The organism is Microbacterium sp. Kw_RZR3, from assembly GCF_029222405.1.
In the GTDB taxonomy this organism is placed as follows: domain Bacteria; phylum Actinomycetota; class Actinomycetes; order Actinomycetales; family Microbacteriaceae; genus Microbacterium.
Genome location: NZ_JARHXC010000309.1, coordinates 1 through 12,833 on the forward strand (window position 1 = coordinate 1; position 12,833 = coordinate 12,833).

At 69.7% G+C, this 12,833-nt stretch carries 17 protein-coding genes; 6 read left to right on the forward strand and 11 right to left on the reverse strand.

Translation table 11 applies throughout. The features are described from left to right. Nucleotides 1-9: 9 nt before the first annotated feature. From P2P98_RS17120 to P2P98_RS17145, 6 genes are all read right to left on the reverse strand, one after another. On the reverse strand, nt 10-2,535 hold the full coding sequence (locus P2P98_RS17120; RefSeq protein ID WP_275801467.1) for a phosphatidylglycerol lysyltransferase domain-containing protein: 2,526 nt from the start codon (nt 2,533-2,535) through the stop codon (nt 10-12). Nucleotides 2,536-2,665: 130 nt separating this feature from the next. Beyond that, on the reverse strand, nt 2,666-3,295 hold the full coding sequence (locus P2P98_RS17125; RefSeq protein ID WP_275801468.1) for a hypothetical protein: 630 nt from the start codon (nt 3,293-3,295) through the stop codon (nt 2,666-2,668). 72 nt (nt 3,296-3,367) lie between these two features. Further along, nucleotides 3,368-4,537, reverse strand: coding sequence for an RtcB family protein (locus P2P98_RS17130; protein ID WP_275801469.1), 1,170 nt, complete (start codon nt 4,535-4,537; stop codon nt 3,368-3,370). A 331-nt stretch (nt 4,538-4,868) separates the two neighbouring features. Beyond that, entirely contained in the window at nt 4,869-5,192 is a 324-nt protein-coding gene (locus tag P2P98_RS17135) for a hypothetical protein (RefSeq protein WP_275801470.1), read from the reverse strand. 103 nt (nt 5,193-5,295) lie between these two features. Continuing rightward, nucleotides 5,296-5,475, reverse strand: coding sequence for a hypothetical protein (locus P2P98_RS17140; RefSeq protein WP_275801471.1), 180 nt, complete (start codon nt 5,473-5,475; stop codon nt 5,296-5,298). Then, complete coding sequence (locus P2P98_RS17145) at nt 5,472-6,044, reverse strand: MarR family transcriptional regulator (RefSeq protein WP_275801472.1); 573 nt, start codon at nt 6,042-6,044, stop codon at nt 5,472-5,474. The genes P2P98_RS17140 and P2P98_RS17145 overlap by 4 nt, the downstream gene beginning before the upstream one ends. A gap of 112 nt (nt 6,045-6,156) precedes the next feature. Here P2P98_RS17145 and P2P98_RS17150 point away from each other — a divergent pair, with 112 nt between their 5' ends. The 4 genes from P2P98_RS17150 (at nt 6,157) to P2P98_RS17165 (ending at nt 7,269) form a co-directional block, all read left to right on the forward strand. Next, nucleotides 6,157-6,540, forward strand: a complete 384-nt coding sequence (locus P2P98_RS17150) for a hypothetical protein (RefSeq protein ID WP_275801473.1) — start codon at nt 6,157-6,159, stop codon at nt 6,538-6,540. A 1-nt stretch (nt 6,541) separates the two neighbouring features. Beyond that, nucleotides 6,542-6,904, forward strand: a complete 363-nt coding sequence (locus tag P2P98_RS17155) for a hypothetical protein (RefSeq protein WP_275801474.1) — start codon at nt 6,542-6,544, stop codon at nt 6,902-6,904. After that, nucleotides 6,904-7,032 carry a hypothetical protein gene (locus P2P98_RS17160; RefSeq protein WP_275801475.1) on the forward strand — a complete coding sequence of 43 codons (129 nt, stop codon included), beginning with the start codon at nt 6,904-6,906 and terminating at the stop codon, nt 7,030-7,032. The genes P2P98_RS17155 and P2P98_RS17160 overlap by 1 nt, the downstream gene beginning before the upstream one ends. A gap of 87 nt (nt 7,033-7,119) precedes the next feature. Continuing rightward, entirely contained in the window at nt 7,120-7,269 is a 150-nt protein-coding gene (locus P2P98_RS17165; RefSeq protein WP_275801476.1) for a hypothetical protein, read from the forward strand. Nucleotides 7,270-7,275: 6 nt separating this feature from the next. Here P2P98_RS17165 and P2P98_RS17170 read toward each other — a convergent pair whose 3' ends face one another. The 5 genes from P2P98_RS17170 to P2P98_RS17190 form a co-directional block, all read right to left on the reverse strand. Continuing rightward, a complete protein-coding gene (locus P2P98_RS17170) occupies nt 7,276-8,346 on the reverse strand; it encodes a spore photoproduct lyase family protein (protein ID WP_275801477.1) in 1,071 nt (356 codons plus the stop codon). Between the two features lie 9 nt (nt 8,347-8,355). Then, nucleotides 8,356-9,180 (reverse strand): DNA-formamidopyrimidine glycosylase family protein, encoded by an 825-nt coding sequence (locus P2P98_RS17175; protein ID WP_275801478.1) that lies wholly within the window; start codon nt 9,178-9,180, stop codon nt 8,356-8,358. Nucleotides 9,181-9,182: 2 nt separating this feature from the next. Continuing rightward, complete coding sequence (locus P2P98_RS17180) at nt 9,183-10,661, reverse strand: NAD(P)/FAD-dependent oxidoreductase (protein WP_275801479.1); 1,479 nt, start codon at nt 10,659-10,661, stop codon at nt 9,183-9,185. Beyond that, complete coding sequence (locus P2P98_RS17185) at nt 10,658-11,161, reverse strand: SRPBCC family protein (RefSeq protein ID WP_275801480.1); 504 nt, start codon at nt 11,159-11,161, stop codon at nt 10,658-10,660. The genes P2P98_RS17180 and P2P98_RS17185 overlap by 4 nt, the downstream gene beginning before the upstream one ends. Before the next feature lie 97 nt (nt 11,162-11,258). Further along, nucleotides 11,259-12,434: an ATP-binding protein gene (locus tag P2P98_RS17190; protein WP_275801481.1), complete on the reverse strand. Its 1,176-nt coding sequence runs from the start codon at nt 12,432-12,434 to the stop codon at nt 11,259-11,261. A 111-nt stretch (nt 12,435-12,545) separates the two neighbouring features. Between P2P98_RS17190 and P2P98_RS17195 the strand changes: the two genes are divergently transcribed. After that, entirely contained in the window at nt 12,546-12,689 is a 144-nt protein-coding gene (locus P2P98_RS17195) for a hypothetical protein (protein WP_275801482.1), read from the forward strand. Next, nucleotides 12,686-12,829 (forward strand): hypothetical protein, encoded by a 144-nt coding sequence (locus P2P98_RS17200; protein WP_275801483.1) that lies wholly within the window; start codon nt 12,686-12,688, stop codon nt 12,827-12,829. Before P2P98_RS17195 ends, P2P98_RS17200 begins: the two co-directional genes overlap by 4 nt. Nucleotides 12,830-12,833: the final 4 nt, after the last annotated feature.

Genomic DNA, 12,833 nt, shown 5'->3' on the forward strand with positions numbered 1-12,833 from the left:
TCGCAGCGCTCACGGAGACACCTCGGCGGTCTCTCGAGCAGCAGGGCGCAGCCGTGCGCCGAGGCGCGCGGCGCCCGCGAGCGTCAGTCCGGGTACGTAACAGCGCAACAGGGCCAGGCCGATGGCCGGCAGATGCGTGGCGTCGGGGTAGATCATCCACATCGGCGCGAACTCCGGCTGGAACTTCTTCTTGAAGTTCGCGAGGGAGCGGAACCCGTACGCCGGCTCGAGCAGAGCGCTGAGCTGTTCGAGCACACGGTCGACGGCGGGGAGGTCGGCGGCATCCCCCTCTCGATGGGATGCCAACGGCGAGCCGGACAGACTGAGGACCGAGCACCCCTCGCCCCGGGTCTGCTCCACCACGGCTCCGATGACGAACTCCATGACACCGTTCATCGCGTCGTCGCGGCGGCGCATGACGTCAAGCGCGTAGCCGACGACGCCGTCCGATCCGCGCACGGGCAGCCAGCTCGTCACCGCGACGATGCGCCCCTCACGATCACGCGCGAGCATGAGACGCACCGCCGGATCCGCCGTCTCGTCGAGACCGCCGAGCGTGAAGCCCATCTCCGGGATCGTCTTGTCGGCGACCCACCCTTCGGAGATCTCGCGCAGCTGCGCGCGGTCGAGGAAGGTGAGGTCCATCCAGCGCGTCCACTGAGTCGTCACGCCCTCACGAGCCGCGCGGTTCGTCGCGGTCCGGACGTCCTGTCGCTTCTTCCCCGTCGGCGTCCACGTGCGCGGGTCGAGCAGGGCCTCATCGGCGACGCTCGTGTGCTGCCATCCGAGATCCGCGAGGGCGTCCCGCGTCTCGTCGTCGGCGCTGTAGAACACGGGGGTCCAGCCGTGCTCGCCGCAGAAGTCGACGAACGCGCGTCCGATATCGGGCCGCGCGCGGTCGGCACCGAACGCTCCCCCGAGCGTCACCGCGACGCCACCGGAGACGCGATACGCGAACGCCGCGTCGGCGTCCGGGGCGAACCAGTAGGCATTGCCCGGCCAGGTCGTCATCCACGCGAGCGTTCCGCCGCCCCCGCGCTCGAGCACCGCGCGCGCCCGCACGCGATCACCCGTGGCATGGGCACCGCTCGGACGGACAACGAGGCGGAGGGCGGCCACGAGGCACACGGCCCAGAAGGCCGCCGGCGGGAGGTACCAGATCGCCTGTGCCCACGGCGTCAGCGGAACGAACTGCACCGACTCGACGGGGAGCAGGGTGGGCGGGAGCAACCGCAGCGGCAGCGTCTGCACGAGGAAAGCCGCGTCCGGGCGGGGGCTGAACTGGTCGGCGAATCCCAGCGTCCCCGCGAGCGTGAACGCCAGGGTCGCCGACGCCGCGATCGCGACGGTCAGCATGAAGGACGAACGTGCGCCGGCGACGGACGGCACGGGCGCGGCTCGACGGAACACGAAGAGCGTCAGTGCGACGACGAGAGGAACCGAAGCGCTGACGGCGAGACCGACGAGCGTCTGCCACACCGAGATCGCGTCGGCCGGACGCACGGCGGCCAGGTCGGCGAGCGTGGAAGGCTCCGTGACCACGAAGAGGTATGCCACCCCGGCGAACACCAGCAGGTTCATCGCGATGGCGAGACCGAGAGCGCCGCGGCGTCCGCGCAGGATCCCCCACGATGCGACGAGGAGGATCGCCAGCGGCAGGATGGCGATCCATCCCGCGAGCGGTTGCAGTTCCACATAGTTCTCGGCGGACGGGCACGGCAGGGCGGATGAGCCCACGCACACGAACCCGTCGGCCGATGTCAGGGGGTCCATCGACAGCCACCCGTAGACCGAGAGCAGACCGGCACCGCTCCCCCACACCGTGGCGATGACGGGTCCGATCGCCGTCACCGCGGTGAGGGCCGAGAGAAGGACCCGCGTCTCATGGTGGGAGCTCCGCTGGACGCGGAGCCGCGCGCGCCGACCGCCCGCGAGCATGCCGACCGCGAGCCCGACGGGCAGAGCGACGAGGGCGTACAGGTCGCTCGCCGACGCGGAGTAGAGGAACAGGGTCAGGGCGACGAAGACGCTCGCCAGCCGCACACGGCGGCGCCACAGCGCGCCGGCGAAACAGCTGGAGGCCATGGTCACCGCGAGGAGCGCGGCGATCGGCGGTGCACCCTCGAACGGCGGAGAGTTCAGCGGCAACGCGGGCAGGAACGACGTCTCGACCACGCCGATCGCGAGCCCCAGGACCGAGATGGCGACCCCGCCTCCGATATACGCGAGGAGCACGCGCCGAGCCCCCATCACGCGCTCGGCACCGGCCCCGATGAGCAGAATCGCCGCCACGATGAACGGGAGCAGCCGGAGGTCGTCGACCCGGAACAGAGCGACGAGGACGGCACGGAGGTCGAGCGGGGCGTCGAGGAACGCGGCCGCGCCCAGGGGCGAGAGGCTCACCGTCGTCACGACGGCGGCGAGCGCCAGCGCCGCGAACGGCATCGTGAACCGACGAGCGCGGTGAGAATCCACCACAACGTCGATCGAGGGGTCGGTAAGGGGAGGCGGTGCCGAGGCGACGGTCGAGGGCATGAAACAGTGCTCCGAAGCGGTTCGTCGCACGCGCGGAGCGGCGGCGACACTTCATGCTCTCCGACCGAGGTGAACGAAGGCATCCACCTCAGGGTGTATTCGTCTCCGCTGGTCGGCGGGGCTCGCCTCGCTACACCGGGCGATACACGTCGACGCTGTCGGGGCGCTCCGACGCCGCCGCGACGAGCGCGACGACACCCAATCCGAGGGTCGGGGCGAGAAGCGACAGCACCCCGATCATGTTGGCCGCGACCAGGACGTCCTGCCCCGCCCCGGCACCGAAGAGAATGGCAACGAGCGCGTACTGCAACGCCGCCGCGCCGACGCTCACGCAGAGAGCCCACATCGGCATCAACCGCCAGCGGCGCGGCACGCCACCCAGCCGCGCGATCTGCACCGCGGCGACGAGTCCGGCCGCCAGAGAGACGATGGTCCCACCCCAGGAGACGACGGATGCCGCGACGGCCGCGGGATCGTCCGGCGAACGCACCTCCGGCAGGGCGAGGACCACTCCGTCCGAGACCAGCGGGGTCACCGCGACGATGATGAGCGCCGTCATCCCGAGCGGGCGCCGGACGACGACACTCGCATCGCGGGAAAGACCCACCGCGAAGACGAGCACACCGGAGGCCCAGACGAGGTCGATCACGACTCGCAGGGCGAACGCGCTCAGCATGTACTGCCCCGCGAGGAGCGTCAACACTCCCGCGACTCCGAGCAGGATGCCCCCGATCCGCCACGTCCTCTTTCTCGCGCGCATCTCCTCAGGATATGAGGCCGGGCCGAGAACGACGGATGCCACGGACGCGCGGTCGCATCCGTGGCATCCGGTTCAGTCGCCCTTCACGTTGACGATCTGCCGCAGCGTGTGGCGCACGGTCACCAGGTCGGCGGCATCCGCCATCACCCGGTCGATCGGCTTGTACGCCTGCGGGATCTCGTCGATGAACGCGTCGGTGTCGCGGTACTCGATACCCGCCATCGCCTCACGCAGCTGCTCGTGCGTGAAGGTCTTGCGAGCGGCGGAGCGGGAGTATTCCCGGCCCGCGCCGTGCGGCGACGAGTTGAGAGAGAGGGGGTTGCCCTTCCCCTCGACGACGTACGAGGCGGTGCCCATCGAGCCGGGGATCAGCCCCGGGCGACCGGCATCCGCCATGATCGCGCCCTTGCGCGACACCCACACCTGCTTGCCGAAGTGCCTCTCGGACTCCGTGAAGTTGTGGTGGCAGTTGATCCGCTCGCGCTCCTCGACAGGCGTGTCGAGGAAGCGGCCGAGCTGGTTCGCGACGCGGTCCATCATCTCCTCCCGGTTGAGCAGGGCGAAGTGCTGGGCCCACCGCAGCTCGCGGATGTACCGGGTGAACTCCGGCGTCCCCTCGACCAGGTAGGCCAGGTCGGGGTGCGGAAGCTCGATCCACCACTGCTTCGCCAGGCGCTGCGCGACCTTGATGTGGTGCTGCGCGATGCGGTTGCCGACGCCCCGGGAGCCGGAGTGCAGGAACATCCACACGTCGTCGTTCTCGTCGAGCGAGATCTCGATGAAGTGGTTGCCGCTGCCGAGCGAGCCGAGCTGGTTCCGCCAGTGCCCCGCGTAGGCCGCCGGGTCGAACTCGGCCTTCTCGGCGAGCGCTTCCAACTCGGCGACACGCGGCTCGGCGGTGGCGACGATCTTGCGGTTGTCACGACCGGCCGAGAGCGGGATGGCGCGTTCGATCTGCTGCCGCAGCTCCGCGAGGTCCCGGCCCTCGAGGTCGGAGGCGTGGAACTGCGTCTTGACGGCGATCATGCCGCAGCCGATGTCGACGCCGACGGCCGCGGGCATGATGGCGCCGAGCGTCGGGATGACCGAGCCGACCGTCGCGCCCAGGCCCAGGTGGGCGTCGGGCATGAGGGCGAGGTGGGGGTGGATGAACGGCATGGTCGACGAGGTGCGGGCCTGCTCGATGGTCTTGTCATCGATCAGGCTCGCCCACGACACCAGTCGTTCGGTGAGCTTCTGCATGGATCCTTTCCTTCTTGTGGTGCGCGGATGCGCGGTGAGTGAGCCTCGGATCGGGGCACGCTCCCACTCGCGTGGAAAGAGAAACGCCCCGACCTGACGGTCCGGGGCGTTGTGAAGACGGGTGTCTAGACGACCGGCGCCGGAGGGTACGACGGGAGGAGGAACGGCAGGTACTGCTGCTCCGTGCGGCGATCGCGCTTCGCGGTCATCGTCTCGTCTTTCCTCGGCTCTCCGCGCCGGCTGGCACGGGCTTGCGAACATAACGGATGCCGCGGACTCAGCGCAAGAGTCTCGGCATCCTGGTCACCCCTCGATCGATCGGGTGCAGCCGTCAGGCCTGGGTGGGCTGATCGAAATCCCAGTCGATGGCCCCTTCGCCGTCGGCATCCGAATCGGGCTCCACCATGCGCAGCTGCGTGTGCGGGAAGAAGCGGTGGTCACGGAGTTCCTTGGCCGCGTGCGAGAAGTCGGGTTCCTCGTCATCCCATTCGACCGGCGCGGAGAGAACGTCGTTCCCGACGCCGATGACGAGTTCGGCCTGAGCAACCTTGTTGTCGCTCGTGACGATGGGGATGCTCACCGCCTCGGCCTGCCCCTCTTTCGCCACCGCCGCCGTCAACTCGATGAGTGACGAGGCGACGTCGTCGGTCGTCATAACGGTCTCTCCGGCATATGTCACGCAGCGCATGAATTCACCCTGAGGGGATGACACGCACACGGGGGGGTGGGTTGCCGAGATGGGAACCGTACGGTACGGATCAGTCGCGACGCTGCGTGGAACGGAACATCGCCTGGTCGAGTTCGAACCACACCGCGCGGACCGTCTCGAACTCGCCGAACGGTTCGGGAGGCGGGTCGGCGAGCGAGAGGCGGTAGCCGCGGGGTAGGTCGTCGACGTGCTGTCCGTCGCGCGGGCCGCCGACGAGCACATAGATCACGAGGACTCGACCGCCGCGTCCTCGATGGCGCCGTGCTCGCCGGAGCCGCCCTCGACGGCGACGCCGTCGACGGCGTCGCTCATCCGGCGGAGGAAGGCCACCACCACGGCGGACTCCTCGGGCGTCATGTCGATGACCGCCGCGAGCATGCGCTCGTGCATGTTGCCCAGCGTCTGGCGCACCTCGGCGTCGGCCCGGGGCGTCGAGCGGATGAAGATACTGCGACGATCGCCGGGGTTGGCGACGCGAACGATGTGGCCGGAGCGTTCCAGCCGGTCCAACAGCGCCGTGGTCGAGGCGGTGGAGAGCCCGAGGTAGCGCGTCAGTTCGCCCGGGCGCACCTCTCGTGACGGGTCGCGCAGAAGGTAGCGCAGCACGAGGAGCTCGTTCTCGCCCATCGACATCGAGTCGCGCGTACGGCGGCGCATGGCCACCTCGGCGGCACGATAGACCCGGAGGGCTTCGAGCACCGTCTGGTGCCGCTGCCGACGATCGGAGGGCGCGTCGCCGTACCAGTAGCTCGGCTGGGCGGCGGTCGTGCCATGGTTTGCGAGATCGACATCCGTCATGGCAGACCTCTCCTCAGTTTCGGGAGACTATACCCCAGAATAATAGTTAGGCGAACTAGTTATTAAGCGAGTATGTTCTTAGGAGAGCTAACCGCTGAGAAAGGGGCAACACATGGGCAACCTGTTCTACGCCACGTCGACCGAATCGATCGAGATTCCCGACCGTCTGCTTTCGCACATCAAGGTGGTCGTGACGACCAAGCTCCGTCGCAGCGAGAGCTTCACCCTCAGCTGGACCCACGTCGACGGCACCCCCGGCCGCTCCACCCTCTGGCTGCAGCCCTCGATTCCGCTCCGGTTCGTCTTCGACACGGCCGAACCCGAGACGCTCAACGCGACCGTGCTGAAGAACATGGCCGAGATGGCGAACTCATCGGCCGGGCTCATGGTGGACCTCTCCGCGGAGATCCCGGCGCACGACGCCGAGAAGCGCGTCTCCCCCTCGCGCCCGACCCCCGTCTCCTCGCGACGTTCGTCGCTGACCGCGGCGGCCTGACATGACGATCACGTCCCCACAGGTACCCGCCCCCGCTCGCACGGCGCCCGCTCGCACGGCCCCCGCGCGCACGATGTGGGCGAAGGTCGACACCGGGTTCTGGGTCGCTCACCACGGCGGCGAGTACTTCGGATCCGTCGACCAGGTCGCCGGTGGATACGTCTCGCGCGATGCGCACGGTATTCCGATCGGCCGGTACGACGATCTCGACGCCGCGAAGGCCTCTCTCCGCTCCACCGCGCATCCCGTGAACGCCGCCCGTCGACGCCGCACCGAACGCCTCTCGCTCGCCGCGGCCACCGCCCTGGGCGCGACCGCCCTCGGCTTCGCCCTGACCGCCGGCGCTCTCGCGCCGCTCCTGTGATGACCGTGGACGGGAGCGACCTGCGCCACGCCGACCTGCGCGATACCGATCTGCGCGACGAGGCGGACGACTTCGAAGACGCCGCGGCTGCGGCCTTCACGGCGCGCTACGGGGTCGTGCCTCTCTAGCGGTGTCGACCCCCTGGACACACCCACCGGGGCATGCCAGCGTCGCTCGCGGGCCACCGAAGCGGCCCGCGACGAGAAGGAGAAGACATGACGAACCACGACGGTCGCGCCGACGACGCCCCCGACGAGAACTCCAACGGGGCCGGAAGCGAGTCACCCGATGAAGGCGCTGCCGCGCAGAAGGATGCCGAGGCGGCGGCCACCACGTCGGATTCGCCGGCGGGCGACATCTCGTAGCGGCACTCAGAACGCGTAACGGACGCGGCAGTACGGCAGCCTCTCGGCGATCAGTGCCGTCAGCGCCGCGACGCTCTGCGCCTTGAGGGGGTGCCTATACCGGACGTTGACGGCACCGTTCTGCGATCGCTTCTCTTCTTGCAGCCGCGGCGTCCACAGAAGCTCTTCGCCTCTCGGATGCCAGCCGAGGTTGACCTGGTGCAGGCCCTCGTTGTGCGTGAGGAAAATCACCTCGCACGCGAGCTGCGCCTTAGCGCGCGGGCGCAGGGTGGCATCGATCTCGTCGAGGAGTTCTCGCCAATCGGCGAGCCACGTCGGGGTGAGGATGACCGGCGAGAAGTTCACGTGGACCTCGAACCCCGCGTCGACGAAATCGTTGATCGCGGCGATGCGCTCCGAGATCGGCGACGTGCGGAGGTCGGTGACCTTCGCCGTCGCCGTCGGCATCAGCGAGAAACGGATCCGCGTGCGTCCCGCCGGATCCCACTCGAGGAGGTCGCGGTTGACGAACTTGGTCGCGAAGGACGCCTTCGCCGTGGGCATCATGCGGAACAGATCGCACACGTCGCGGACGTTCTCGCTGATCATCGCGTCGACGGAGCAATCGCCATTCTCGCCGATGTCGTAGACCCACGACTCGGGGTCGCACTGGTTGGGATCCGTCTTCGGGCCGCGGGCAGCGACATGGCGGGCGAGGTGCTTCGTGATCTGCTCGACGTTCGCGAAGACGGTGATCGGGTTGCTGTAACCCTTCCGTCGCGGCACATAGCAGTAGCTGCAGGCCATAGCGCAGCCGTTCGACAGAGATGGAGCGATGAAGTCGGCCGACCGGCCGTTCACCCGGGTGGCCACGCTCTTCTTCACTCCCAGGACGAGCGCCTCGGTCTTGATACGCACCCACCGAGCGACGTTCGTCTCGTCGCCGTGGACCTCGGGGATCTGCCAGTGCGAGGAGATCGGAACGATGTCGGCGTCGGGCCACCGCGCGACGATCTCGCGTCCGCGCTCGAGCTCGAGCGCCGCGTCTTCCGCGTAGATGCGGGTGACGCGCAGCAGGTTCTCTCGAGCGACGGCCATTATCCCGTTCTACTCCGGGGGTCCGACATCGGTGCCCGACGGCATCGGCTGGCAGCGCGGGCACCACCAGGTGCGGCGCTGCTCGGGGTCGCCCGCGACCTCCTCACGCACGTGCACGCGCGTCCCGCAACGCAGACACGGTCGACCCGCGCGGCCCACCACCCAGTGCGACCGTCCCTTGCCCCGGTCTCCCGTCGTCACCTGGTACATCCCCGGGATCGTCGCCGAGATCCGCAGACACCGCGCGGCCAGAGCGACCAGGGCGTCCAGATCCGTCGCCCCGATGGGAGCGAGGGGATGGATGCCACGCAGGAAGGCGAGCTCGTTGACCCACAGGTTGCCGAGGCCGGCGATCCGCGTCTGATCGAGCAGCGCGGCGACGAAAGGCCGAGCGGGCGAGAGCGACAACCGTCGCACCGCTTCGACGGCATCCCAGTCCTCCCGCAGCGGATCGGGACCGAGATACCCCACCGCGTCGACCTCGCGCGCGGTCGGGAGGAGTTCGACCACGGGAAGGTCGAGCCCCCAGAGCTCACGGCCGTCGTCGAGGCGGAGGCGTACGCGGGCCTTCTCCCGCACGGCGGTGGGCAGAGCACGCCCCGCGCGGGTGAGGGTCCAGCTGCCCTGCATCCGCAGGTGCGTGTGCAGGGTGGTGCCGTCGTCGAACCGGGTCAGCAGGTGCTTGCCGTGCGTGTCGTACCCCTGGATCCGTCGGCCCGCGAGCGAGGTGCCGGCGGCAGGGCCCGAACGCAGTTCACCGTCGCGCACGCGCTCCCCCGTCGTGGCCGCGTCGAAGCGCTGCCGCAGGCGATAGACGCTGTCGCCCTCCGGCACGTCTACGCGGCCGAGACGATCTGGTCGTCGCGCGGCGCGAGATCCGGTCGCAACCGCGTGCCGAACTCGTGCCGCAGGGCGCTGAGCGCCGCCTGCCAGCCCGCGAGCCCGTGCACTCCCGGTCCGGGACTCGTCGACGAGGAGCACAGGTACACCCCTCTGATCGGGGTGCGCCAGGGGTCGGGGCTGTAGACGGGGCGCCCGAGCAGCTGAGTGAACGTGGGGGCTCCGGCGGAGATGTCACCACCGGGGAAGTTGGGATTCCACGCCTCGATGTCTTCCGCGGTCCGCGAGGCCGACGCGAGGACGACGTCACGGAACCCGGGCGCGAATCGCTCGATCTGACGGACGATCGCCTCTTCGCGGTCGGCGGTGCTGCCCGACGGCACGTGCGTGTAGGCCCACAGGACGTGCTTTCCCTCCGGGGCGCGGCTGCGGTCGAACAGCGTCGGCTGGGCGGCGAGCACGTACGGCGCGTCGGGGAGACTCCCGCGGACCACCGCGTTCTCGGCCGCCGCGATCTCGGCCCGGGTGCCGCCGATGTGCACCGTACCCGCGCGGGCGATGTCGGCGTTCGCCCACGGCACGGGCTCGCTCAGCGCGAAGTCGACCTTGGCGACGCCGCCGCCGTAGCGGAACCTTTCGAGGGCACGACGGTAGGCCGCCGGCATCCGATCCCCCGCGAGGCGGACGAGCGCACGCGGCGTGGTGTCGAGCAGGACGGCACGGGAGGGTGGGAGCTCGTCGAGCGAGGTGACCTCGACGTCGGCGTGCAGCACGCCGCCGTGCGCGCGGATGTCGGCGATCATCGCGTCGGCGATCGCTTGGCTGCCGCCGATCGGGATGGGCCACCCGCGACCGTGTCCGTAGGTCGCGAGCACAAGACCCGCCCCGCCCGCAGCCAGGCTCGGCTGCGAGAGGATCGTGTGCGCCGAGACGCCCGTGATGAGCGCCGGAGCGACCTCTTCGCGGAACCGCGCGTTCCACCAGGGGCCGCCCTGTTCGAGCGAGCGGACGCCGAAGAAGAACGCCGCGAGAGGGTCTCCGGGAATGCGCAACAGGGCATTGCCGGTGAAGTCGGCCACGCCGCGGAGATGATCGACCAGTGGACGCATCAGGCGCTCGTACGCCGCTCCATCGACGCCGAGGGCGTCGGCTGCCCGCTCGAGGTCGCGGAAGGCGAGGCCGGCACGGCCCCCGTCGAGCGGGTGGGCGTACGACACCTCCGGCACGACGAGCGGCACCCGGCGATCGAGCCCGAACTCTCGGAAGAACCACGACTCCAACGCGAGCGGGTGCACGGCCGAACCGACATCGTGGTGGAAGCCGGGGAGCGTCAGCTCGGCGGTGGAAGCCGCTCCCCCGAAGGTCGCAGAGCGCTCGTACACCGCCACCGACAGTCCCGCGCGGGCGAGGGTCACGGCGGCGGCGAGACCGTTCGGCCCCGAGCCGACGATGATCGCGTCGTAGTTCTCGCTCATCGGTCGATCGGCTCCCGTTCGGCGGTCGACTCGTGACCGCGCGCCGCCGAACCACCGCTCGTCCCGGGCGCACCACCCTCGGCGAGGTAGGCGAGACGGTGAAGCGTCTCGGCGTTGCGCCATCGGGTGATGGCGTCGAAGACGACGTCCGGAAGCAGCGTGGTCGGCCCGGTGACGGGTTCCTCTTGCAGGCGGACGACGCACATGTCGCCGCGCGCCTTGACGTCGACCGCCACACGCGCGATGCCGATCGGGCCCCCGTGCGGCTCGAGCACGGCACGCCGGGGCGGATCCCACACCCGCATGATGGTCGTGTCGTTGACCAGAGCGGGCCAGGATCCGAAGGAGTGATGAAGCGTCGCCCCCTCGGCGGGCCACTCCTCCGCCACGTCGCGCATGCGCGAGGCGCCGACGACCCACAGCGGGTAGAGCCATCCGTTGGAGAGCACGCGGAAGACGTCCTCGGGAGCACAGCGCATCAGACGCACATTGCGGGCCACGGTCGCTCCTCCTCGTCGGTGGGATGTCCGTCCACGCTACGGCCCGGTCACGAGGCTCGTCGCGACGGTTGCGCTCAGGCGGATCGCCCGGTAACCGTCACGCCGCCGCCGGGAGCACGAACCACGCGCGCGTCCCGCCCTCCGGAGACGCGTCGAGGCCGATCGAGCCGTTATGCGCGTCGACGATGCGTTGGCAGGTTGCGAGCCCGATGCCGATTCCCGGCACGTCGGCACCGTGGCCGCGCTGCATGGGCTCGAAGACGCGATCGCGCATCTCGGGGTCGAGCGCCTCGCCGTTGTCATCGACGTTGATCCGCCACCCATCGGGAAGCGTCTCGACCGTGACGCGGATGCGGGGCACCCGCTCGGCCGCGACCGTGAACTTCACCGCGTTGGCGATGAGGTTCTGCAGCAGGACACGCAGCAGGGTGTCGTCGGCGCGGACGAACGTGGACGCGTCCACCGTCACCTCGGCCCCCGCGCTGACGAGGCTTCCGTCGAGGTCCTCCAGCACGGCGTCGACGGTGTCGGCCACGTCGACCTCGGTCACGCGAGGTCGCGTCCCACCCATTCGAGCGAAATCGAGCAGGTCGGTGACCATTGCGGTCATTCGTCCGGCGGCAGCCTCCGCGCGCGCGAGAGACTGCGCCGCCCGGGGCGCCTCCGCCATCTCGGGGCTGTCGGCGGCGAGTTCGATGAAGCCGGTCAGCGCCGTGAGCGGGTTGCGAAGGTCGTGGCTGATCTGGACCGCGAACTGCTCGAGCTGCGCGTTGGACTCCACCAGCTCACGCTGGATACGCCGCAGTTCGAGGACATCGATCACCTGGTGGGCGAGCAGGTCGAGGGCTCGGCTGCTGGCATCCGAAAGCTCTCCGACGACGTCGTCGAACACGCACAGCGTGCCGATCGCGACGCCCGCGGGCGTGATCAGCGGACTGGAGGCGTAGAACCGGACGTGGGCGATCTCGCCGGTGACGAAGGGATTCTGGGCGAAACGCCTGTCGAGCTGGGCGTCGGGGACGACCACGCGTCCCGGAGAGCTGATCACGGCCGCGCACATCGAGTCCTCGCGGGAGCAGACAGCCGCCTGGATGCCGACAGCCGCGATCTGGTGCTGCATCCGGTCGTCGATGATGTTGATCACCGCGGTGGGAACGCCGCACATCGTGGCCGCGAGCTCGACGAGCCCCTGGAGATCGGGCTCCGACGGCTCCCCGATGAGCCGGTACTGCGCGATCGCCTCGCGTCGCGTCACATCATGCGCTGTGGACACGTCGTCCCCTCTTTGTGGTACTCCCCTCCCCCGAGCCTAGTGCGGTTACACCCCCTGCGGCCGGGGTGGAAGGGGGTCGCATCCGCCCCGACTCACGCGAAGAGTGACGACATGAGCACTCCGACCCCCTCCCCTCAGACGCCCACCGAACCCGGCACCCCGACAGCGCCCGAGCCCCTCGCTCCGAACCCCGCAGAGCCCACGGTGCCGCTCCCGCCCGAGACCGCCCCGGCTCCTTCCGGAGTCACGCGATGAGCGGCGGGAAGAGCGACGAGTCAGCCGGCGCTTTCGCCGAGGACGAGGCCGAAGCCGTCGGCACCGCGGAGATGGATGCCGACAACCCGGTCGAGGAAGACATGATCGAGGCCGTGGACCCCGGCGGCAGCCCCGACTGACCTC

What these genes read in the sequence shown, in the direction of transcription:
- P2P98_RS17125 (WP_275801468.1), bottom strand. Translation starts at nt 3,295, where the DNA reads ATGCGCGCGAGAAAGAGGACGTGGCGGATCGGGGGCATCCTGCTCGGA.
- P2P98_RS17135 (WP_275801470.1), bottom strand. Translation starts at nt 5,192, where the DNA reads ATGACGACCGACGACGTCGCCTCGTCACTCATCGAGTTGACGGCGGCG.
- P2P98_RS17170 (WP_275801477.1), bottom strand. Translation starts at nt 8,346, where the DNA reads ATGGCCGTCGCTCGAGAGAACCTGCTGCGCGTCACCCGCATCTACGCG.
- P2P98_RS17160 (WP_275801475.1), top strand. Translation starts at nt 6,904, where the DNA reads ATGACCGTGGACGGGAGCGACCTGCGCCACGCCGACCTGCGCGATACC.
- P2P98_RS17180 (WP_275801479.1), bottom strand. Translation starts at nt 10,661, where the DNA reads ATGAGCGAGAACTACGACGCGATCATCGTCGGCTCGGGGCCGAACGGT.
- P2P98_RS17145 (WP_275801472.1), bottom strand. Translation starts at nt 6,044, where the DNA reads ATGACGGATGTCGATCTCGCAAACCATGGCACGACCGCCGCCCAGCCG.
- P2P98_RS17200 (WP_275801483.1), top strand. Translation starts at nt 12,686, where the DNA reads ATGAGCGGCGGGAAGAGCGACGAGTCAGCCGGCGCTTTCGCCGAGGAC.
- P2P98_RS17155 (WP_275801474.1), top strand. Translation starts at nt 6,542, where the DNA reads ATGACGATCACGTCCCCACAGGTACCCGCCCCCGCTCGCACGGCGCCC.
- P2P98_RS17150 (WP_275801473.1), top strand. Translation starts at nt 6,157, where the DNA reads ATGGGCAACCTGTTCTACGCCACGTCGACCGAATCGATCGAGATTCCC.
- P2P98_RS17130 (WP_275801469.1), bottom strand. Translation starts at nt 4,537, where the DNA reads ATGCAGAAGCTCACCGAACGACTGGTGTCGTGGGCGAGCCTGATCGAT.
- P2P98_RS17165 (WP_275801476.1), top strand. Translation starts at nt 7,120, where the DNA reads ATGACGAACCACGACGGTCGCGCCGACGACGCCCCCGACGAGAACTCC.
- P2P98_RS17120 (WP_275801467.1), bottom strand. Translation starts at nt 2,535, where the DNA reads ATGCCCTCGACCGTCGCCTCGGCACCGCCTCCCCTTACCGACCCCTCG.
- P2P98_RS17195 (WP_275801482.1), top strand. Translation starts at nt 12,546, where the DNA reads ATGAGCACTCCGACCCCCTCCCCTCAGACGCCCACCGAACCCGGCACC.